This window comes from Microbacterium sp. B35-30 (assembly GCF_010634855.1).
GTDB lineage: Bacteria > Actinomycetota > Actinomycetes > Actinomycetales > Microbacteriaceae > Microbacterium.
In genome coordinates, this window is sequence record NZ_MWLQ01000011.1 from 195,337 (window position 1) to 214,968 (window position 19,632).

Genomic DNA, 19,632 nt, shown 5'->3' on the forward strand with positions numbered 1-19,632 from the left:
CAGGCCCACCGAGGTGATGGACAAGACCGAGACGCTCGCCTGGTTGCGACGCATCTCGGGCGACCTCGCCACCGTCACCATCAAGCGTCTCGATGACACGCTGCCCTGGTACGCCGAGATGCCACCGGCCCGCCGCTCCGCGGTCGGGCTGGTGGCACAGGCCGGCATCACCTCGTTCATCCAGTGGTACGACGATCCCGAGTCGACCCCGTGGATCGCCGCCGACATCTTCGCCGCCGCTCCTCGCGAGCTGCTGCGGAGCGTGAGTCTCACGCAGACGCTGCAGCTGATCCGGGTGACGGTCGAGGTCACCGAGGAGCGGGTCGCCGGCAAAGGCGAGCATCTGCGCGAGGCGATCCTGCTGTACTCGCGCGAGGTCGCCTTCGCCGCGGCGGACGTGTACGCCCGCGCGGCGGAGGCCCGGGGCCTCTGGGATGCGCGGCTCGAGGCGCTGGTGGTGGACTCCATCCTCACGGGAGAGGCCGACGAGGAGCTGCCGAGCCGCATCGCCGCGCTCGGCTGGCACGGTCACGGCGAGGTCGCGGTGCTGGTGGGCACCACTCCCCCCCAGTTCGACGTCGACCAGCTGCGGCGCACGGCACGCAAGCTCGGCGTCGACGTGCTGATCGGGGTGCAGGGCTCTCGCCTCGTGCTGGTCGTGGGGCGCGCCGACCTGTCGGCGATCGCCGACGACGCCGTGGTCGACCTGCCCTTCGCGGAGATCGCGCGGCGGCTCGAACCCGGATTCGGTGCCGGCTACCTCGTGCTCGGTCCCACGGTGCCCGCACTCGTGGACGCGAGCCAGAGTGCCCGGGCGGCGCTTGCCGGCTTCGCGGTCGCGAGGGCGTGGCGCCACGCCCCGCGCCCGGTCGAGGCCGATGACCTGCTCCCCGAGCGCGCCCTCGCCGGCGACCCCCTCGCGAAGATCACCCTCGTGGATCGCATCTACCGGCCGCTGCAGGCGCACAGCGCCGACCTGGTCACGACGCTGTGGGCCTACCTCGACAACGGGCGATCGCTCGAGGCGACCGCCCGCGAGCTGTTCGTGCACCCCAACACCGTCCGCTACCGGCTCAAGCGCGTGTCCGAGGTGATCGGCTGGGATGCCACGGGACCCCGCGAGGCGCTGATCCTGCAGACCGCGCTCATCCTCGGCTCCATCGGGACGGATGCCGCCCGCCGACGCCCGCCGACGCCTCGGCGCGGCGCCGTCTGACGTCGTCGCCGGCCCGACGTGTGGACCTTGCACAAAGGCATCCGTCATTCTTGTGACGGTGTCGCCAGAACCACCCTCCAGATCCTTGACAGGATGGAACGGTGAGAATCGCGGTATTCCCAGGGCAAGGCTCCCAGTCCCCCGGCTTCCTGACACCCTGGCTCGACGCGGACGGCTCAGCCGATCGCCTCGCGCAGTACTCCGAGTGGTCGGGCGTCGACCTCGTGGCCGCCGGCACGGAGTGGGATGCGGACCGCATCCGCGACACGCAGGTGGCCCAGCCCCTCATCGTCGCCGCGAGCCTGCTGTCATGGAACGCGCTCCCCGAGCGTGAGCGCATCGCCGGCGTCGCAGGTCACTCCGTCGGCGAGTTCGCCGCAGCCGCCGCGGCCGGCGTCCTCAGCGAGCAGACCGCGCTGACGCTCGTCGGCATCCGCGGCCGCGCGATGGCCGAGGCCGCCGCCGCTGCCGAGACGGGTATGAGCGCGGTGATCGGCGGCGACGAGGCAGCCGTCGTCGCACGCCTCGACGAGCTCGGCCTCGCGCCGGCCAATTACAACGGCGGCGGCCAGCTCGTCGTCGCCGGCGCGCTCGACGCGCTTCAGGCACTCGCGGCGGCGCCGGTCGCCGGCACGCGGGTGATTCCCCTCCAGGTGGCGGGGGCCTTCCACACCCGGTACATGGCGCCGGCCGTCGAGACGCTGCGCGCCGCCGCTGCCGAGGTCGCGGCATCAGATCCGGGCATTCGGCTCTGGACCAACCGCAACGGCTCAGCAGTGGCGTCGGGCCGTGATTTCGTCGACCTGCTCGTCGACCAGGTCGCCTCGCCGGTGCGCTGGGATCTCTGCATGTCGTCCTTCGCCGATGCGGGTGTGTCGGGCATCGTGGAGCTGTCCCCCGCCGGAACGCTCGTCGGGCTCGCCAAGCGCGCGCTCCGCGGGGTACCGACGGTCGCCGTCAAGACGCCCGCTGACCTGGACGCCGCCACCGCCCTGGTGGCCGTCGACGCATGACCGGAGTATCCGAATGACCCCCATCCTCGTCCAGCCCACCGGTGTCGCCCACACGCGCATCTACGCGTACGGCGCCGCCCGTGGCGAGATCGCCGTGCCGAACGACGACCTGATCGGTCCGATCGATTCGAGCGACGAGTGGATCCGCCAGCGCACCGGCATCGTCACGCGCGCGCGTGCGGTGGCTGGGACGGATGCCATCGACCTGGCGACGGATGCTGCTCGCGAGGCGATCGAGCGCTCCGGCGTCGACCCGTCGCAGGTGGACGCCGTCATCGTGGCGACCATCAGCAACCCGAAGCAGACGCCCTCGGTCTCGGCGATCGTGGCAGACCGCGTGGGGGCGAATCCCGCCGCCGCATACGACCTGAACGCCGCATGCGCGGGCTTCGCCTACGGCGTCGCGCAGGCGGACGCCCTCATCCGTGCGGGCGCCGCACACTACGCGGTGGTCATCGGCACCGAGAAGCTCAGCGACGTCGTCGATCCGACTGACCGCAGCATCTCATTCCTCCTCGGTGACGGCGCGGGCGCAGTGGTGATCGGCCCGAGCGACGCGCCCGGGATCGGCCCGACGGTGTGGGGCTCGGACGGCTCCAAGGCCGACGCGGTGGGCATGAACCACTCGCTGACCGAGTTCCGCGACGGCATCGCCCCCTGGCCCACGCTGCGCCAGGAGGGCCCCACGGTCTTCCGCTGGGCCGTGTGGGAGATGGTGAAGGTCGCGCGTCAGGCGCTCGAGGCTGCGGGGGTCGAGGCATCCGACCTCGCCGCCTTCGTGCCCCACCAGGCCAACATGCGCATCATCGACGAGTTCGCCAAGCAGCTGAAGCTGCCCGACACGGTGCTGATCGGTCGCGACATCGAGACCACCGGCAACACCTCCGCCGCATCGATCCCACTCGCCACCCACCGGCTGCTCGAGGAGCACCCCGAGCTCAGCGGCGGCCTCGCACTGCAGATCGGCTTCGGTGCCGGCCTCGTGTTCGGCGCGCAGGTGGTGGTGCTCCCCTGACCCGGCGGAGCCCGACCCTAGACTGAGACGGCCCGTTCGGGCCCCCCGCAAACCCCTAGAAAACAGGAGAACCCCATGGCATTCACCAACGACGAGGTCCTCGCCGGACTCGCGGAGCTCATCACCGACGAGACCGGCATCTCGGCCGACGAGGTCGCCCTCGAGAAGTCGTTCACGGACGACCTCGACATCGACTCGATCTCGATGATGACGATCGTCGTCAACGCCGAGGAGAAGTTCGGCGTCACCATCCCCGACGACGAGGTCAAGAACCTCAAGACCGTCGGCGACGCCGTCACCTTCATCACGTCGAACCAGGCGTAAACCCCCCGGTGGGGGCCGCGGCCCCCACCGGCGCATCCACGAGGATTCACAACGACATGAGCAACTCCCGCATCGTCGTGACCGGCATCGGTGCATCGTCGCCGCTGGGCGGCACGGCACCCGAGAGCTGGTCCGCGCTCCTGGAGGGCGTCTCCGGCGCCCGCACCCTCGAGTACGACTGGGTCGAGCAGTACCAGTTGCCGGTGAGCTTCGCCGCAGAGGCGAAGGTGCGCCCCGACACCGTGCTCGAGCGTCCCATCGCCAAGCGCCTCGACCCTTCGTCGCAGTTCGCGCTCGTCGCGGCGATGGAGGCGTGGGCCGACGCCGGCAGCCCCGAGATCGACCCGGAGCGGCTCGGCGTCGACTTCGCCACCGGCATCGGCGGGCTGCACACGCTGCTCGACGGGTGGGACACGCTGCGCGAGAAGGGCCCGCGCCGCGTTCTGCCGATGACGGTCCCCATGCTCATGCCGAACGCGGCTGCCGGAAACCTCTCCCTCCACTTCAACGCCCGCGCCTATGCGCGCACCGTCGCGAGCGCCTGTGCGTCGAGCACGGAGTCGATCGTCAACGCGATCGAGCACATCCGCGCCGGCTATGCCGACGTCGTCATCGCCGGCGGTACCGAGTCCGTCATCCACCCGGTGACCATCGCCGCGTTCTCCTCGATGCAGGCGCTGTCCCGTCGCAACGACGACCCCGCGACCGCGTCGCGGCCCTGCAGCGTGGACCGTGACGGCTTCGTCATGGGCGAGGGTGCGGCGGTGCTGATCCTCGAGACCGAAGAGCACGCCCGGGCGCGCGGTGCGAAGATCTACGCTGTCGCGGCAGGCGGCGGCGTCACCGCGGACTCGTACCACATCACCGCGAATGATCCCGAGGGCCTGGGGGCTTCGCGCGCCGTGCGCCTCGCGCTCGAGATGGCGGATGCCTCGCCCGACGACGTGACGCACATCAACGCGCACGCCACCTCGACGCCTGTCGGCGACCCGAACGAGTACACCGCCCTGCGCTCGGTCTTCGGCGACCGTATCGACGAGATCCCGGTGTCGGCCACCAAGGCATCGACCGGCCACCTGCTCGGCGGCACCGGTGCGCTCGAGGCGATCTTCACCGTGCTGGCACTGCAGGAGCGGGTCGCTCCCCCGACCATCAACCTGACGACGCAGGATCCCGCGGTGCCGTTCCGCATCTCGAGCGCGCCCGCGCCGCTGGGCGACGGGCCGCACCTCGCGATCAGCAACTCGTTCGGCTTCGGCGGTCACAACGCGGTCGCGGCATTCGCCTCGATCTGAGGCCTCGGTCGCAGCCGCTGCGATGCAACGAAGACGCCCCCGGGACCCTGCGACGAGCTCAGGGACCAGACCGGGGGCGTCTGTCGTGCCAGGCGGTGGTTCGCGGTCCCGCTGCCCGGGATTCATGGCCTCCGAGCCTCGGTAGTGGCGCCCCGCGCCGCCTGCGTCTGTGTTCAGCCGACTTTGTGCAGCCAGACGACGGTCGCGTCGTCGCTCGCGTGCCGGAACGCCTCGAGCTCCTCGTCCCAGGCGGCGCCGAGGGCGATGTCGAGCTCGCGACGCAGTTCGAATGCGTCGCCGCCGGCGATCTCCATGGCGTAGCGGATGCGGTCCTCGCCGATGACGACATTGCCGGCGCTGTCGGTCTGCGCATAGTGGATGCCGAGCCCCGGCGTGTGCAGCCAGCGGCCGCCGTCGCTGCGGGGGGTGGGATCCTCGGTGACCTCGAAGCGCAGATGCTCCCAGCCGCGGATCGCTGTCGCAAGCGCCGAACCGGTGCCGGCCGGGCCCTCCCAGTAGAACTCCGCCCGGCGGCTGCCGGTGAGAACCGGCTGATCTGCCCATTCGAAGCTGACCGCTCGACCCAGCGCTCGTCCGACTGCCCACTCGAGGTGCGGGCACAACGCTCTTGGCGCGGAGTGGATGAAGATCACCCCACGCGCCTTTTGTGTCGCCATGATCTCTCCGTTCGTCAGGTGCGTCTTCCCCTACGACCTGTGAAGGTGTTCATGACGTGCTGTTCGGTTGTGCTGCCGCCCATTATTGCCGAGAGGGCGGGGGAATCACAAGAGTGTGATTTCCCCGCCCTTCCGGTCGGAGATGCGGAGGCTCAGGCCTCGCTCATCGCCTGGACTTCGACCTTGCCCTTGGCCGCGTAGTACGCGGCGCGAGCGGCATCGCGACGCGCCTGCTCCGCCTGGCCGGCGTCGAGCACGTCCTGCGGCACGTCGACGTACTCGGTCGTCGGCTTGCCGTGGTACTTCTCGATGTAGGCGTCGAGCTCGGGGCCGGACTCCCACGACGTGATGAGGCAGTAGCGCGGCTCTTCACCGTTGTGATGCACGGCGTGCCACAGCCGCTGCGTGTCGACGATGAGCTGAGCGCCGGCGGGCAGTGCCACGCGGTACTCGATGCTCGGGTCGGTGCGGTTCTCGCGCAGCACGAAGTAGCTGGTCTTGTCGTCGGTGAGGTTGAAGAAGCCGCGCACGACCCAGCCCGTGCCGTCCGGGTTGAGTCGGTTGTTGTCGTCCTGGTGCAGGTTGTACAGCGCGTCGGCGTACGTGTTGGGCTGCAGCTCGATGACACGGCAACGCCCGACGTTCGCGCCGGGCTCCTGTGCGCGGCGCGTCATCTCCGGCGCCTTCTCGACCTGAGAGGGGATCCAGACGCCGTCCTTGTCGGTGCGCGGGGGCGTGTGGTTCCAGAACCCGTTGCACTCGATCTCGCCCTTGGCGGATGCGAGCGGCGCGAACCGGGTGTCACCCGACGACTTCCAGTCGACGTATTCGATGGAGAGCCATTCCTTCGGGTCGAGCTCCCGATCGTAGGAGTCGAGGACCACGAAGCCGGTCTCATCGAGAGCGGCAGACTTGATGTAACCCATGACGAATCATGCCTTTCGGTCAGTGAGCCAGCACGTTTTAACAGGCTCAACTTAGGCAAGCCTACATCGGGCCCCCGAAGCGGCCCGTGGACCGCGCCGTGAATAACCGGCGCACGCCGGCGGCGCCGGGTCGGCGGGGTGCACCGCCTTTAGACTGGACAGGCCATGGTCACTGCCACGAATGTCGACGCCACTGCGGTCAACACCATCGGATGGCTCTCGGCCGCGGACTGGACGATCGTCGTTCCGGTCTACCAGCGGCAGTACCGGTGGGACATCGGCGGGTGCGAGCAGCTGCTCTCGGACATCCGCGCGGTGGCCGATCTCGATGATCGCCACATGCACTTCATCGGCTCGATCCTCTCGTCGGCAAGCGGCGCAGGCGAGGAAGCCGAGCTTGTGCTCATCGACGGCCAGCAGCGCACGACGACCCTCATGCTGCTCGTCGCGGCCCTGCACCACACTGTTCGTGAGACCGATACCGATCTCGCCGACCAGCTGCAGCGCGTGCTGGTGCACTCGCACGACGCGACGCGCACCAAGCTGCGACCGCATCGGGCCTGGGCGTCCGTCTTCGAGCGCGTGGTGCTCGATCTGCCGCTGCCGCCCGACGAGCAGCGCGACTCGCGGTTCGACGACAACTACGCGTTCTTCCGCAGTCAGATCAGCCTCGACGAGGCACCCCACATCTGGCGCGGCCTGCAGAAGCTCGAGCACGTGGCGATCACGCTGGGCGCCGGCGCCAATGCGCAGCAGATCTTCGAAAGCCTCAACTCCACCGGCGAACCGCTGCGCGACCACGAGCTGATCCACAACTACGTGCTGATGGGCCTCAATCATGCCGAGCAGCGTGAGATCGAAGCCGAGTACTGGCAGGCCATCGAGCAGAACACCGGCGACGCCATCGCCGCGTTCTGGCGGCAGTACCTGGTCATGACAACCGGCCGTGAGGTGACGGTCGTCGGCGGACGCGGCGTGTACGAGGCGTTCCGGCACGAGTTCCCCCGGCTGGAGTTCGCCGACCTGGTGCGTCACGCCGACGAATGGCGTGAGCTGTCCCGGGTGTATCGCGTGCTGTTGCACCCGAGCGAGGCCCCGGATGCTGAGCTCGCGCGCGAGTTGTCGTACCTCAGCACGTTCGGCACGGGGATGTACCCGCTCGTCATGCGCGTGTACCGCGACTTCGAGTTGGGCGCCGTCGCCCGCGAGGAGCTCATCGAGACACTCGAGATGGTGCAGTCGCTGCTGGTGCGCCGCTCGATCGTCGGCACGGGCGTCGAGCGACTGGTCGCGCGTCTGTGCCGTGCGCGCGAACAGGGCAGGGACGCACTGGTGTCGGCGATCTCCCGCATCACCCCCTCGGACGAGCGCGTCGCTGTGGCGCTGAAGTACTCCGAGCTGCCCCACGCGTCGTATGTGCTGGGCCGTCTCGCCGGGGTCGACGGAGCCGGCGGCCTCGATGTCGAGCACATCTTCCCGATCGCGCCCGGCGACGCGTGGTCGGGCGACGGTGTGCGCGCGTGGGCCTCGTACAGCGAAGATGAGCAGAACAGCCATCGCGCCCTCGCGAACACCATCGGCAACCTCACAGTGCTCGAGGAGGACCTCGCGCTGCGCGCCTTCGACCGCTCGTTCCCTGAGAAGCGTGCGCTCTACGCCCGCAGTGCCGTCGGGACGACAGCCGCACTCGCCGAACTTCCCGCCTGGGGAACCGCCGCGATCTCCCAGCGGTCGACGCAGCTGACCGAGCGCTTCGTCAAGGTGTGGAAGCGCCCCGGCGGGCCGGCGATCGACGACGACGGTCTGACCCCCATCCTCGACGCCGTGCGCCGGCGCGGCTGGCCGCCGGGATGGCACCGCGAGTGGTCGTACGTGGAGTACTGCGGCGAGCATTGGGAGGTACCGGACGTCAAATACCTCTTCAACCGCGTCTTCAAGCGACTGTGGGCCGACGCGCGTGAAGCCGTCGTCGCATACAGCGCGCGACGTGGCGGCCCGGTGTACACGGCGCAGTCGTGGAATGGCCAGTGGGATCGGCTCGACGATGAGCACTCGCTCTACATGGGCTGGGACTCCAGCTACATGCTGAGCGCCGTGCAGGGCGTCCTGGAGGAGGCCGGCCTCGCACCCGAGGTGTTCGTCAAGTACTCGTACATCGGCAACGCGATGTGAAGGGGACGGATGCCTCACACCGAGGCATCCGTCCCCTTCATCGTGGGTCGCGCGGGCGTCACTCGAACGTGACGGCGGCGTTCTCGTTGTTCAGCACGATCACCGGAGTGATCGACGGATGACCCGCCGCCTGGATCTTCGCCAGGTCGAAGCGGAGCAGCGGCGTGCCGGCTGTGACTTTCTGGCCCTTCTCGACCAGTGTCTGGAAGCCGTCACCCTTCATGCCGACGGTGTCGATGCCGACGTGGATGAGCAGCTCCGTGCCGTCGCCCAGCACGAGCGCCACGGCGTGGCTGCTGTCGAACGTCGCCCCGATAGTGCCGTCGGCGGGAGCGACCACCGTGTCGCCGGTCGGCTCGATCGCGACGCCCGGCCCCATGATGCCCTGCGCGAAGGTCGGATCGGGTACCGCGGACAGCGGCACCACCCGTCCCTCGAGCGGCTGGCGCAGCCTCACGGTCGTGGTGGCCGGGGTGTCGGTGAGCACCGCGGTGGAGCCCGCGGCGGGAGCGATGGATGGTTCCGGCGCGGCGCCAGCCGGCACCGCGACCTCTCCCGCGATGATCTGCTCCATCGCGTCCTTCACGAACTGCACGTTCGTTCCGTAGACGACCTGCACCGATTTGCCGCCGGGCTTCATCGTGCCCGCCGCCCCGGCGCGCTTGAGAGCGGTTTCGTCGACCTTGCTCGGGTCGTCGATCTCCATCCGCAATCGTGTGGCGCAGTTCTCGAGTTCGAGGATGTTCGCTTTTCCTCCGAGTGCATCGATGAAGCGGCTGCCGGTGATGAGGTACTTGTCGTCGGCTGCGTGCGTGTCGTACTCGGTGCCCTCGCCGAGGATGTCGTCATCCTCGCGCCCGGGGGTCTTCAGGTTGAACCGCTTGATGAAGAAGTAGAACACCCCGAAGTAGATGAAGAACCAGAACACGCCCATCACCGGGATGAGCCAGGGGTTCTGCGCCATCGGGTTCATCCAGTTGAGCACGAGGTCGACGAACCCGGCCGAGAACCCGAAGCCCATGCGCACCGGCAGTATCTGACTGATCGCCATCGAGATGCCGGTGAACAGCGCGTGCGTGACGTACAGGACCGGGGCCAGGAACATGAAGGCGAACTCGAGCGGCTCCGTCACGCCGACGAAGAACGACGAGATGGCGCCGGCGAGCAGGATGCCGTAGGCGAGCTTCTTGCGCGTGGTCCTGGCCGTCAGGTACATCGCGAGGGCCGCACCGGGCAGACCGAACATCATGATGGGGAAGAACCCGGTCATGTACTGGCCGGTGACCCCGTAAGTGCCTTCGCCGGAAAGGAAGTTGTTGAGGTCGTTGATGCCGGCGACGTCGAACCAGAACACGGAATTGAGTGCGTGGTGCAAGCCCACGGGTATGAGCAGCCGGTTCAGGAAGCCGTAGATGCCGGTGCCGAAGGGGCCAAGCGTGACGATCCACTCGCCGAAGGTGACGAGTCCGCCGTAGACCCACGGCCAGACGAAGTACAGCACGATGGCGACGACGAGCGAGATGCCCGCCGTGACGATCGCGACCGAGCGCTTGCCCGAGAAGAACGACAGCGCGTCCGGCAGCCTGGTGTCTTTGAAGCGGTTGTAGCAGAACGCGCCGATCAGGCCGCAGATGATGCCGATGAAGACGTTCTGCACCCTCAGGAAGGAGGGGTCGACCTCGTTGACGTCGGCCACGCCGGTGTAGAGCGCCACCGTTTCCGGCTTGAGGAGCGTCGTCACCACGAGCCAGGACACGAGTCCCGCCAGCGCCGAGGTGCCGTCGGACTTCTGGGCCATCCCCAGCGCGATGCCGACGGCGAACAGCAGCGCCATGTTGTCGAGCAGGGATCCGCCGGCAGCGCCGAGGAACGCCGACACGATGTTGGGGCTCTTGCCGCCATTGCTGATCCAGAATCCGAGGCCCGAAAGGATCGCGGCCACCGGCAGCACCGCCACCGGGAGCATGATCGATCTACCGAGCCGTTGCAGGAACTTCATTGTTCGCCTCCCAGGCGCAAGGGACAGTTGCTGCCGCTGACGCTACACGCAACAACCAGTGCGCCAACAGGTCCCTCCCTCCGAAAGTAAGGGGTGCGAACGAATTGCCTTCGGTGGCGTGGGCCACCCACAGGTGCGTTCTCGACGACACCCGTTCTCCGAGTGGAAGACCGCCGCAACCCTTCGGGCAGCGGCGGTCTTCCACTCGTAGGGCGGGTGGGACTTGAACCCACGATCGTCGGGTTATGAGCCCGCTGCCTTGACCAGCTTGGCCACCGCCCCCGGGCACCGAGTGCGCAGACGAGCCTACCGGTCCGTCTCGACGTGCGCGCGTCAGTGGTGGTCGGTGTCGTCGAGGCGGTCCTTGACCGGCGGCTCGGGCCACACCTTAGCAACGGCCTCGGTGACCTTGACCGAGCCGGTGCGCGGGTGCGCGGCATCCATCGTCTCGCCGTTGCTCCCACGCTGGATCGGCAGCTCTTGGCTCTCGCTGAGCACCTGCGGATGGTGGCGCGCCAGCTGGAACACTCCCCACACCGCGATCGCACCGACCACGGCGAACGAGATGTAGACCCAGAGTGGAGCGCCGGCGACCTCCTGCAGCACCGTCAGACCGATGATGATGGCCACGATGGGGTCGATGACAGTGAGACCGGCGACGACCAGGTCGGGCGGACCCGAGGCGTACGCGCTCTGCACGAAATAGGCCCCGATGATGGCGCCGATGATCAGGGCGGCCAGGCACGCGAACGTCAGCCAATCGAAGTTGTCGTCTTTGATCCGCTCGATGACCACCTTGGCCAGCGTCGCGACGAAACCGTAGATGACCCCGGCCGCGGTGATGTAGAAGAGAGCGCCGATGCGCTTGCGTAGCCAGATCCAGAACCCCGCGAACACCAGCGTGACGACCACCAGGAGCACCAGGATCGTGATCAGCTGCCCGTTCGACACGGGCTTCTCGGTCGCGAACAGGGCGGCGATGGTGACGAAGATGAAGATGCCGCCGACGCACGCGCCGATCGCGATGAGGGAGCGCTTCGTGGGCTTGTGCCCACTGATCTGCGCATTGAGGAGGGTCGTGATGACGAGGGCCACCGCTCCCAGCGGCTGCACGACGATGAGCGGTGCGAAGAAGAGGGCAGACAGCTGGCAGACGATCGCCAGGCCCAGCATCACGGTGCCGATCACCCACGAAGGACGGGCGAGCAGCTTCAGCAGATGACTCGGCCCCAGCCCCTCGCTGGAGTGGCCGCCACTGAGGCTCTCGACCTTCGTCACGCCACGGTGCTGGTACTGGGCGCCGAACGACATGAACACCGCGCCCAGCAGGGCGAGCGGGATGCCGATCAGGATGCCGGGGTTCTGGAACGCGCCGACGAGCTGATCGCCGACATCCTCGAGTTCCACCGCAGTCCAGACCACGTATCGACACTAGCCGCAGGCGCCGGTCGATAGGCTCAAGGCGTGGCTGTTCTCCCGATTCGCATCATGGGCGATCCCGTCCTGCACTCCCCCGCATCCCCCGTCGAAGAGATCACGGACGAGATCCGCACGCTGGTCGCCGACATGTTCGAGACGATGGATGCCGCACCCGGCGTCGGGCTCGCCGCCCCTCAGGTCGGTGTGCCGCTGCGCATCTACACGTACAACTACGCTGACGACGACGGTGCGCCCTGGCGCGGGGTGGTCATCAACCCCGAGCTGTGGATGCGACCGCTCGACCCGGGCGCACCAGATCCCGACGACGAAGCCGAAGGCTGTCTCTCGTTCCCGGGCGAACGATTCCCGCTGCGTCGCTCGGACGAAGTGCTCGTGACCGGTTCCGATCTCGACGGGGCGCCCGTGGAGATTCGTGTCGGCGGGTGGCGGGCACGCATCATGCAGCACGAATTCGACCACCTCGACGGGATCCTGTACGTCGATCGTCTCGACGACGGCGACTGGAAGACCGTGCAGAAGATCGCCCGCAAGCGCGGGTGGGGCCGGCCCGGCAGTGCCTGGACTCCCGGAGTGGACGACATCGACGCCTGACGCTCAGGCAGGTATATCGTCGCTGCGGCGGTTCTGACGGTCGACCCACCGACGCAGCTCGGCGTCGGCTCCGGGCGGCGCCTGTGCGATGACGTTCATCCCCTGCCGCACGAGGGTGGTGCCGGTCTGCAGCGGCCCCCACACCCGGGCGGTGGTCAGCTCGCCGGTGTCGACGTCGCGTACCTGCACCTGCGTGGTGTCGGTGGCCTTGCGTGACCCCGCCCTGCCCGCGACGTGCTGCACGACCAGCACCGGAAGGCCGTGGGCCGCGGCGGTGGCGATGACCGAGTCGAGATCGTGCGCGGCCCACTGACTGCGGATCCCGCGCGCCGTCCACAGCGCGACCACCACGACCGCGATCGTCGCGACACCCGTCGGAACAAGCCAGCAGCTGACGACCGCGAGAGCCAGCGACCACACCAGAACGCCACGCACCGCGAGCAGGATCGCCGCGATCGAGGGCACCAGTGCGAGGAAGAGCCAGGGCGCCGGAACCGAGAACGGGAACATCCACGGGTCTCCGCCCATCAGCACCACGAGGCCGACCCACGCGACCGCCGCCGCGAACACCGCCAGCGCAGCCAGCAGCGGCACAGCGCGGTAGATCGGCGCCGGCGCGGGGACGCCGCCCTCGACCGCCAGCAGCGGCGAGGCCTTCGCGCGACCCGCCATGTGCACCCCTCGATCTGATCCCGGAGACGAAGAAAGCCTCGGGGGTGGAGCCCCGAGGCCTTCGCTCCCCCACTTGGACTCGAACCAAGAACCTATCGGTTAACAGCCGATTGCTCTGCCAATTGAGCTATGGAGGAATGGTCCGCACTTTCGCGCGGGCAACCAGACCATACTAGCAAAGCCCAGCCCGTGCTCACGACCACGGCAGGGCTTTCATGAGCTCACGAGACGCCTGTCGGCCTCGCCGCTCGGCGTCCACAGCAGGTTCTGCGTGCCATGTCCGTACGCGACCGCATGCCCTGCGCGGAGCACGAGCACGTCCGCATCCAGCTCGTTCACGACGTCCCGCTCGTTGGTGACGATGAGCGCCGCCATGTCGAGCTCACGGCGGCGCCGCAGCACGGCCTCGCGTGCCGCCTTGCGCACCTCGACGTCCATGTTCGCGAAGGGCTCGTCGGCGATCAGCACACGCGGCTGCAGAACGAGAGCGCGCGCCAGCGCGACGCGCTGGCGCATGCCGGCGCTCAGCTCGTACGGATATTTTGCGGCCGCGCCGAGCGGGAGCATCAGCTCGTCCAGCAGGGACGCCACCCGCACCGCGAGGGCACGTGCGCTCACGCGGCGGTCGCGGCTGGTGATCGGTTCGCCGATCAGGTCGGCCACCGTGAGGCGCGCCGGCAGCCGGGCGCCCGCCGACTGCGGGAGGTGGCCGGCGTAGTACGTCAACTGGCGATGCGCGCGGCCCGGATGCCGCACCGAGATTCCTTCGACGAGCGCGTGTCCGCCCACCACAGCGAGGCCCGCCTCGTCGGCGCCTGCCAGCACCGTGGCGAGCGAGGACTTGCCTGAGCCGGTTGGGCCCATCAGAGCGAGGATGCCACCGTGGGGCAGCCGGAACGAGACGCCGTCGACGACCCGCTGGGACTCACCTCCGCGGCCGCCACGACGGGCGATCGAAAGATCGGAGCAGTCGATCGCGACATCCGCGTCTCTTCGGCGAGCCATCTGTTCATCCTGCCCTGGGAGCGACCTCGACGCCAGCCGGGACGCGCGGATCAGGACGCTTCGTCGACGAGCGCCTGGCGTCGTGCGTCGAGCTCGCGCAGGCGCAGGCGGATGCTGCGTCCCTCTTCGGATGCCGCCGGCACACGCTGGATCGCACCGAGGAGTTCGGCCTTCTCCCGATCGAAGCGCCGCAGGACGAGGCGGCGCGCGAGATCTCCTGCCGATGTCACCGCCGCATCATCGCTCAGCGCCGGGAAGTCGCCCGCGAGCAGCTCTGCGGCGAGCGACCGATACGGCTCGCGCACGGTGGCGACGGCATCCGCCGACCAGCCCGGCCGCTGCATCCCGGGTGCCTCGCGGATGGCGACGCGCACCGCGTCGAGCGCGGAGTTGCGGAACGGCTGCTCGAGCGCCCGTTCGATGAGGGTCGCGTCCATGCGGTGCCCGAACTGCAGCACGCCCATCAGCGCGTCCCGCTCCAGCCCGACCTCGGGGGTGCGGGGAAGTGTCGCGAGTGTGACGCGCAGCGCGCCGTCGGCGGCGGGCTCCGCCGGTGGCGCTCCGGGGGCGGAGTCGCGCCGGTTCCCGCCACCACGGCCCGCGCGTTCGACCTCGCGGCGCACGTCTTCCGTGTCCATGCCGAGTCGACGCGCGAGCACCCGCACGTACTCGGGCTGCAGGAGCGGGTCGCGCAGCTCGGCGACGACCGGTGCGGCCGAGCGCAGCGCGCCCACACGGCCCTCGACACTTGCGAGATCGAAGCCCGAGATGCGCTGATCGATCACGAACTCGACCATGGGCACCTTGGTCTCGAGCAGCGCGCGAACCGCGCCGTCCCCTCGGGCGAGGCGCAGGTCGCACGGGTCGAGTCCCTCGGGACCGGTGGCGACGTACGTCTGCGCGTTGAACCGCTTGGCGTCGGCGAAGGCGCGCAGCGCCGCCTTCTGCCCTGCGGCATCGGGATCGAAGGTGAAGACGACCTCCCCGGCGGTGGAGTCGTCGCCCATGACGCGGCGGAGCACCGTGATGTGGTCGGAGCCGAAGGCGGTGCCGCACGTGGCGATCGCGGTCGTGATGCCGGCGAGGTGGCAGGCCATCACGTCCGTATAGCCCTCGACGACCACGACACGGTGCTGGCGGGAGACCTCGCGCTTGGCGAGATCGAGTCCGTAGAGCACCTGCGCCTTCTTGTAGATGGTCGTCTCGGGCGTGTTGAGGTACTTGGGGCCGTTGTCGTCGTCGTAGAGCCGGCGTGCGCCGAACCCGATCACCTGACCGGTGACGTCGCGGATGGGCCAGACCACCCGGCCGCGGAACCGGTCGTACACGCCGCGCTGGCCCTGCGACACGAGTCCCGCTGAGGAGAGCTCCTCGTCGCTGTAGCCCTGTGCGCGCAGCGCCGAGTGCATGCCCGACCACCCTTTCGGGGCGTAGCCCACGCCGAAGTGTCCTGCTGCGCCGGCGTCGAATCCGCGCTGCCCCAGGAAGCGCCTGGCGATGTCGGCTTCCGCCGTGACCAGCTGCGCGCGGAAGAACTCCGCCGCCGCCGCGTTCGCGGCGTACAGGCGCGCACGGCCGGTGTGCTCGGGGGCGGCGCCGCCGTCCTCGTAGTGCAGCGAATAGCCGATGCGGCCGGCGAGGCGCTCGACCGCCTCGGTGAAGGTCACATGGTCCATCGCGCGCAGGAAGGAGTAGACGTCGCCCGACTCGCCGCAGCCGAAGCAGTGGTAGAAGCCGGCCTGCGGGCGCACGTTGAAGCTCGGGCTGCGCTCGTCGTGGAACGGGCACAGGCCCTTCAGCGAGCCGACGCCGGCCGACTTGAGGGCGACCCGCTCACCGATGATGTCGGCGATGTTCGTGCGGGCCTTCACCTCGTCGACGTCCGCCTGACGGATTCGCCCCACCATCAGCGCACCTCGGACGGGTCGCGGGCGGTGCGCGCCGCGTCCATGGGCCGGGCTCCCGGCGCCCAGACGCCGACGGATGCGGCGTCCACCTGCCCGACGAGCGACCCGTGCCACGCGATCGCCAGCTGGTCGGTGAGACTCGCGACCTGATCGACGACCACGCGGCGGCGTGCGGCATCCGTTTCGGCGGCGGCGAAGTCCTCCGCGTGCAGCGGGTCCAGCGCCTCGGGTCGCTCCCAGAGCGCGGTGGCGACGCGCTTGAGCAGGCGCCGCTGCTCCTTGTAGAGGTCTTTGCGTCCCTCGATCGACACGACCGCCGCGCCGATGATGCCCTTGAGCACTGCCATCTCAGCCTCGACGATGCGGGGCACCACGAGGTGCCCGCGGTAGCGGGTCAGCACCGAGGTCGCGTACGACTCGCGCGTGGCCGTCGTGGCCGCGCGCGCGAAGCGGCCGATGAGGTCGGAGGTCAGGTTCTTGAGTCGCGCCAGCGCCGGGCGGGTGCCGTCGAACGAATCGATCCACTCGGGCATCCGTGTGAGGCGGAACAGGGCGTCCTCGAGCTCGTCCCGCGCGAAGTCGAAGCCGACCCATGACTGGATCGCGGTGAGCAACCACTGGTGCTCGCGCGGATCCACGAGGCGCGCGGGGTCGAGGTAGCCGTTGACCACGGCGTCCTCGAAGTCGTGCACCGAGTAGGCGATGTCGTCCGAGAGGTCCATCACCTCGGCCTCGATGCAGCGCACGCGTCCTGGCGCTTCCGCGCGCAGCCAGCGGAAGACCTCTTCGTCTTCGGGGTAGACGCCGAACTTCAACCGGCCGCCCGGATCGGGGAGCGGGTGGTCTGCCGTCCACGGGTACTTGCACGCCGCGTCGAGGCTCGCGCGCGTGAGGTTCAGCCCGAAGCTGCGGCCCTCGGCGTCGATGACCTTGGGCTCGAGGCGCGTGAGGATGCGCAGCGTCTGGGCGTTCCCTTCGAACCCGCCGAAGCCCTCCGCCCACTCGTTCAGCGCCCGCTCGCCGTTGTGCCCGAAGGGCGGGTGCCCGAGGTCGTGGCTGAGGCAGGCGGTGTCGACGACGTCCGCGGCGAGGTCCAGCGCCGTCGCGAGCTCGCGCCCGACCTGGGCGACCTCGAGCGAATGTGTCAGGCGGTTGCGCGCGAAGTCGGCCGGACTCGCCGGGCTGAGCACCTGCGTCTTCGCGGCGAGACGCCGGAGTGCAGCCGAGTGCAGCACTCGGGCTCGATCCCGCGCGAAGTCGTCGCGCTGCGACCGGTGGCGCTCGGTGAGGAAGCGGGCGGCATCGGCGTCGTCGTACCCCGCTGGGCGATCGGACGCGCCCGCCACGTCACCCGCCACTGTGGTCGAGTTCCGCTTCGGCGAGGGCGGTGGATGCCTCGGCCCCGAGCTCGCGGGAGTTCAGCCAGCCGTCGGGCAGGGCGGGGCGCTTCGGGGTGCCGGCACGACCGCGCTGGCCCTCCGCCGCCGCACCCGGGTAGGGGGCGTCGAGTTCCATGGTCGCGAGTAGATCGTCGATCTCGGCGAGGGTGGATGCGGTGGCCAGGCTCGCACGCAGCTCGCCACCCACCGGGTAGCCCTTGAAGTACCAGGCGACGTGCTTGCGGATGTCGCGGCAGCCGCGGCCCTCGTCCTCGAAGAAGTCGACGAGCAGCTCCGCGTGCCGGCGGAAGGCGCGCGCGACGAACCCGAGGGTCGCATCGACCGGCGCGGCGGGTGCGGCGCCCGGGTTGCCGAGCGCGCGGGCGAGGTCTCCGAAGAGCCACGGACGCCCGAGGCAGCCACGACCGACGACGACGCCGTCGCACCCCGTCTCATCCATCATGCGCACCGCGTCGTCGGCCGACCAGATGTCGCCGTTGCCGAGGACGGGGACACTCGTGACGGCCTGCTTGAGTGCGGCGATCGCCGACCAGTCGGCGTTGCCCGAGTAGAACTCCGACGCGGTGCGCGCGTGCAGGGCGACGGCCGCCACTCCGGCGTCCTCGGCGATGCGGCCCGCATCGAGGTAGGTGAGGTGGTCGGGGTCGATGCCCTTGCGCATCTTGACGGTGAGCGGGATGTCTCCGGCGGCGCGCGCAGCGCGCGTCACGATGTCGCGGAACAGCCCGAGCTTCCACGGCAGCGCTGCTCCCCCGCCCTTGCGGGTCACTTTGGGAACGGGGCATCCGAAATTCAGATCGATGTGGTCGGCGCGATCCTCCTCGACGAGGAGGCGCACCGCGGCCTCGGTCGTCGCTGGGTCCACGCCGTACAGCTGGATCGAGCGCGGCTTCTCGGACTCGTGGTGCGTGATCAGGCGCATCGTCGTGGCGTTGCGCTCGACGAGGGCGCGCGTCGTGATCATCTCGCTGACGTAGAGGCCTGCTCCGTACTCGCGGCAGAGCCGCCGGAAAGCGGTGTTGGTGATGCCCGCCATCGGCGCCAGCACGACGGGCGCATCGAGTTCGATGGGCCCGATGCGCAGCGTGCGCGCGGGAGCGAGGGCAGTCGTCACGACTCCATTCTCTTACAGGAATCCGTCCCTTGGCTGAACGGACCGCTTCCCTGTGGCCTCGTCGCCGTCATCGCCGTGCATTCTGTCCGGCGACCGCACGCAGAGCACGGGCCCGGCGCGGACGAATCGCGGCGGGCCCGTTCGAGCGGTCAGGGATCAGGCGTCGGCGACGACGGGCTCACGGTGCTCCGACCAGACCTGGCGCACGATCTGTGCGAACGCCTCGGCGGGCTGCGCACCCGATACGCCGTACTTGCCGTCGATCACGAAGAACGGCACGCCGTTGATGCCGTACGCCGTGGCCTGCGCCTGGTCGGCACGGACAGCGTCGAGGTAGCGGCCGCTCTGCAGGGCCTTGCGCGCGGCGTCGGCGTCGAGCCCGGCATCCGTGGCGAGGTCCATGAGCTCGTCCTCCCGCCCGAGGTGACGGCCCTCGGTGAAGTATGCGGCCATGAGCCGCTCGGCGAGCTCGTGCTGCCGGCCCTGCTCCTTGGCGAAGTGCAGCAGCTCGTGCGCCTTGACGGTGTTGGTGTGCTTGAGGAGGTCGAAGCGGTACTCCAGGCCGGCCTCGGCGGCGACGCCCGTGACGCGCTGGAGCATCTGCTCCACCTGCTCGCGCGGCATGCCCTTGTGCTTCGCGAGGAAGTCGAGCTCATCGCCTTCGAAGTCGACGGGCGTGTCGGGCGAGAGCTCGAACGAGTGGAAGGTCACCTCCACGGCGGGCGCGTCGTCGTCGGCGGATGCCGCGGCCAGCCCGTTCTCGAGGTTGCGCTTGCCGATGTAGCACCAGGGGCAGGCGATGTCGCTCCACACGTCGATCTTGATGGCGTCCGTCATGCTGGTGACAACGGTGCGAGCGCACGCTT

The 19,632-nt window shown here is 69.3% G+C and carries 17 protein-coding genes and 2 tRNA genes; 7 read left to right on the top strand and 12 right to left on the bottom strand.

Translation table 11 applies throughout. The annotated features are described in order from the left end of the window. The first annotated feature begins 16 nt into the window (after positions 1-16). The 5 genes from B2K11_RS05240 to B2K11_RS05260 all read left to right on the top strand — a co-directional run bounded on the left by B2K11_RS05240 (position 17) and on the right by B2K11_RS05260 (position 4,863). A complete protein-coding gene (locus B2K11_RS05240; protein ID WP_204260031.1) occupies positions 17-1,216 on the top strand; it encodes a helix-turn-helix domain-containing protein in 1,200 nt (399 codons plus the stop codon). A gap of 101 nt (positions 1,217-1,317) precedes the next feature. After that, positions 1,318-2,229, top strand: coding sequence for an ACP S-malonyltransferase (locus B2K11_RS05245; protein ID WP_163617201.1), 912 nt, complete (start codon positions 1,318-1,320; stop codon positions 2,227-2,229). Between the two features lie 13 nt (positions 2,230-2,242). Next, positions 2,243-3,244: a beta-ketoacyl-ACP synthase III gene (locus B2K11_RS05250; protein WP_163617202.1), complete on the top strand. Its 1,002-nt coding sequence runs from the start codon at positions 2,243-2,245 to the stop codon at positions 3,242-3,244. A gap of 75 nt (positions 3,245-3,319) precedes the next feature. Beyond that, positions 3,320-3,568, top strand: coding sequence for an acyl carrier protein (locus B2K11_RS05255; protein ID WP_013586517.1), 249 nt, complete (start codon positions 3,320-3,322; stop codon positions 3,566-3,568). A 56-nt stretch (positions 3,569-3,624) separates the two neighbouring features. Next, positions 3,625-4,863, top strand: a complete 1,239-nt coding sequence (locus tag B2K11_RS05260; RefSeq protein WP_163617203.1) for a beta-ketoacyl-[acyl-carrier-protein] synthase family protein — start codon at positions 3,625-3,627, stop codon at positions 4,861-4,863. A gap of 173 nt (positions 4,864-5,036) precedes the next feature. Here B2K11_RS05260 and B2K11_RS05265 read toward each other — a convergent pair whose 3' ends face one another. After that, on the bottom strand, positions 5,037-5,540 hold the full coding sequence (locus B2K11_RS05265) for a DUF3145 domain-containing protein (protein WP_163617204.1): 504 nt from the start codon (positions 5,538-5,540) through the stop codon (positions 5,037-5,039). Between the two features lie 152 nt (positions 5,541-5,692). Beyond that, positions 5,693-6,466 (bottom strand): hypothetical protein, encoded by a 774-nt coding sequence (locus tag B2K11_RS05270; RefSeq protein WP_163617205.1) that lies wholly within the window; start codon positions 6,464-6,466, stop codon positions 5,693-5,695. A gap of 165 nt (positions 6,467-6,631) precedes the next feature. Here B2K11_RS05270 and B2K11_RS05275 point away from each other — a divergent pair, with 165 nt between their 5' ends. Further along, positions 6,632-8,638 (top strand): DUF262 domain-containing protein, encoded by a 2,007-nt coding sequence (locus B2K11_RS05275; protein ID WP_163617206.1) that lies wholly within the window; start codon positions 6,632-6,634, stop codon positions 8,636-8,638. 58 nt (positions 8,639-8,696) lie between these two features. Here B2K11_RS05275 and nagE read toward each other — a convergent pair whose 3' ends face one another. The 3 genes from nagE to B2K11_RS05290 all read right to left on the bottom strand — a co-directional run bounded on the left by nagE (position 8,697) and on the right by B2K11_RS05290 (position 12,059). Further along, complete coding sequence (gene nagE / locus B2K11_RS05280; RefSeq protein ID WP_163617207.1) at positions 8,697-10,637, bottom strand: N-acetylglucosamine-specific PTS transporter subunit IIBC; 1,941 nt, start codon at positions 10,635-10,637, stop codon at positions 8,697-8,699. Positions 10,638-10,845: 208 nt separating this feature from the next. Next, positions 10,846-10,919: transfer RNA gene (locus B2K11_RS05285), tRNA-Ile, on the bottom strand. A 51-nt stretch (positions 10,920-10,970) separates the two neighbouring features. Then, complete coding sequence (locus B2K11_RS05290) at positions 10,971-12,059, bottom strand: DMT family transporter (protein ID WP_163617208.1); 1,089 nt, start codon at positions 12,057-12,059, stop codon at positions 10,971-10,973. 42 nt (positions 12,060-12,101) lie between these two features. Between B2K11_RS05290 and def the strand changes: the two genes are divergently transcribed. Then, positions 12,102-12,668 carry a peptide deformylase gene (gene def / locus B2K11_RS05295; RefSeq protein WP_163617209.1) on the top strand — a complete coding sequence of 189 codons (567 nt, stop codon included), beginning with the start codon at positions 12,102-12,104 and terminating at the stop codon, positions 12,666-12,668. Between the two features lie 3 nt (positions 12,669-12,671). Here the strand turns inward: def and B2K11_RS05300 are convergent, their stop codons facing one another. The 7 genes from B2K11_RS05300 to B2K11_RS05330 form a co-directional block, all read right to left on the bottom strand. Continuing rightward, positions 12,672-13,340, bottom strand: coding sequence for a hypothetical protein (locus tag B2K11_RS05300; RefSeq protein ID WP_163617210.1), 669 nt, complete (start codon positions 13,338-13,340; stop codon positions 12,672-12,674). A 64-nt stretch (positions 13,341-13,404) separates the two neighbouring features. Continuing rightward, positions 13,405-13,477, bottom strand: a tRNA-Asn gene (locus B2K11_RS05305). 76 nt (positions 13,478-13,553) lie between these two features. Then, on the bottom strand, positions 13,554-14,345 hold the full coding sequence (locus B2K11_RS05310) for an ATP-binding cassette domain-containing protein (protein ID WP_163617211.1): 792 nt from the start codon (positions 14,343-14,345) through the stop codon (positions 13,554-13,556). A gap of 50 nt (positions 14,346-14,395) precedes the next feature. Then, positions 14,396-16,249 carry a DNA primase gene (dnaG, locus tag B2K11_RS05315; protein ID WP_163617514.1) on the bottom strand — a complete coding sequence of 618 codons (1,854 nt, stop codon included), beginning with the start codon at positions 16,247-16,249 and terminating at the stop codon, positions 14,396-14,398. A gap of 2 nt (positions 16,250-16,251) precedes the next feature. Then, positions 16,252-17,610 carry a deoxyguanosinetriphosphate triphosphohydrolase gene (locus tag B2K11_RS05320; RefSeq protein WP_163617212.1) on the bottom strand — a complete coding sequence of 453 codons (1,359 nt, stop codon included), beginning with the start codon at positions 17,608-17,610 and terminating at the stop codon, positions 16,252-16,254. Beyond that, the gene (gene dusB / locus B2K11_RS05325) at positions 17,600-18,766 is read right to left on the bottom strand and encodes a tRNA dihydrouridine synthase DusB (RefSeq protein WP_163617213.1); all 1,167 of its coding nucleotides are present in this window, start codon (positions 18,764-18,766) and stop codon (positions 17,600-17,602) included. The genes B2K11_RS05320 and dusB overlap by 11 nt, the downstream gene beginning before the upstream one ends. A gap of 156 nt (positions 18,767-18,922) precedes the next feature. Continuing rightward, positions 18,923-19,603, bottom strand: a complete 681-nt coding sequence (locus B2K11_RS05330; protein ID WP_163617214.1) for a DsbA family oxidoreductase — start codon at positions 19,601-19,603, stop codon at positions 18,923-18,925. Positions 19,604-19,632: the final 29 nt, after the last annotated feature.

What these genes read in the sequence shown, in the direction of transcription:
- B2K11_RS05240 (WP_204260031.1), top strand. Translation starts at nt 17, where the DNA reads ATGGACAAGACCGAGACGCTCGCCTGGTTGCGACGCATCTCGGGCGAC.
- B2K11_RS05330 (WP_163617214.1), bottom strand. Translation starts at nt 19,603, where the DNA reads ATGACGGACGCCATCAAGATCGACGTGTGGAGCGACATCGCCTGCCCC.
- B2K11_RS05260 (WP_163617203.1), top strand. Translation starts at nt 3,625, where the DNA reads ATGAGCAACTCCCGCATCGTCGTGACCGGCATCGGTGCATCGTCGCCG.
- B2K11_RS05300 (WP_163617210.1), bottom strand. Translation starts at nt 13,340, where the DNA reads ATGGCGGGTCGCGCGAAGGCCTCGCCGCTGCTGGCGGTCGAGGGCGGC.
- nagE (WP_163617207.1), bottom strand. Translation starts at nt 10,637, where the DNA reads ATGAAGTTCCTGCAACGGCTCGGTAGATCGATCATGCTCCCGGTGGCG.
- B2K11_RS05310 (WP_163617211.1), bottom strand. Translation starts at nt 14,345, where the DNA reads ATGGCTCGCCGAAGAGACGCGGATGTCGCGATCGACTGCTCCGATCTT.
- B2K11_RS05270 (WP_163617205.1), bottom strand. Translation starts at nt 6,466, where the DNA reads ATGGGTTACATCAAGTCTGCCGCTCTCGATGAGACCGGCTTCGTGGTC.
- B2K11_RS05255 (WP_013586517.1), top strand. Translation starts at nt 3,320, where the DNA reads ATGGCATTCACCAACGACGAGGTCCTCGCCGGACTCGCGGAGCTCATC.
- B2K11_RS05275 (WP_163617206.1), top strand. Translation starts at nt 6,632, where the DNA reads ATGGTCACTGCCACGAATGTCGACGCCACTGCGGTCAACACCATCGGA.
- B2K11_RS05265 (WP_163617204.1), bottom strand. Translation starts at nt 5,540, where the DNA reads ATGGCGACACAAAAGGCGCGTGGGGTGATCTTCATCCACTCCGCGCCA.
- B2K11_RS05250 (WP_163617202.1), top strand. Translation starts at nt 2,243, where the DNA reads ATGACCCCCATCCTCGTCCAGCCCACCGGTGTCGCCCACACGCGCATC.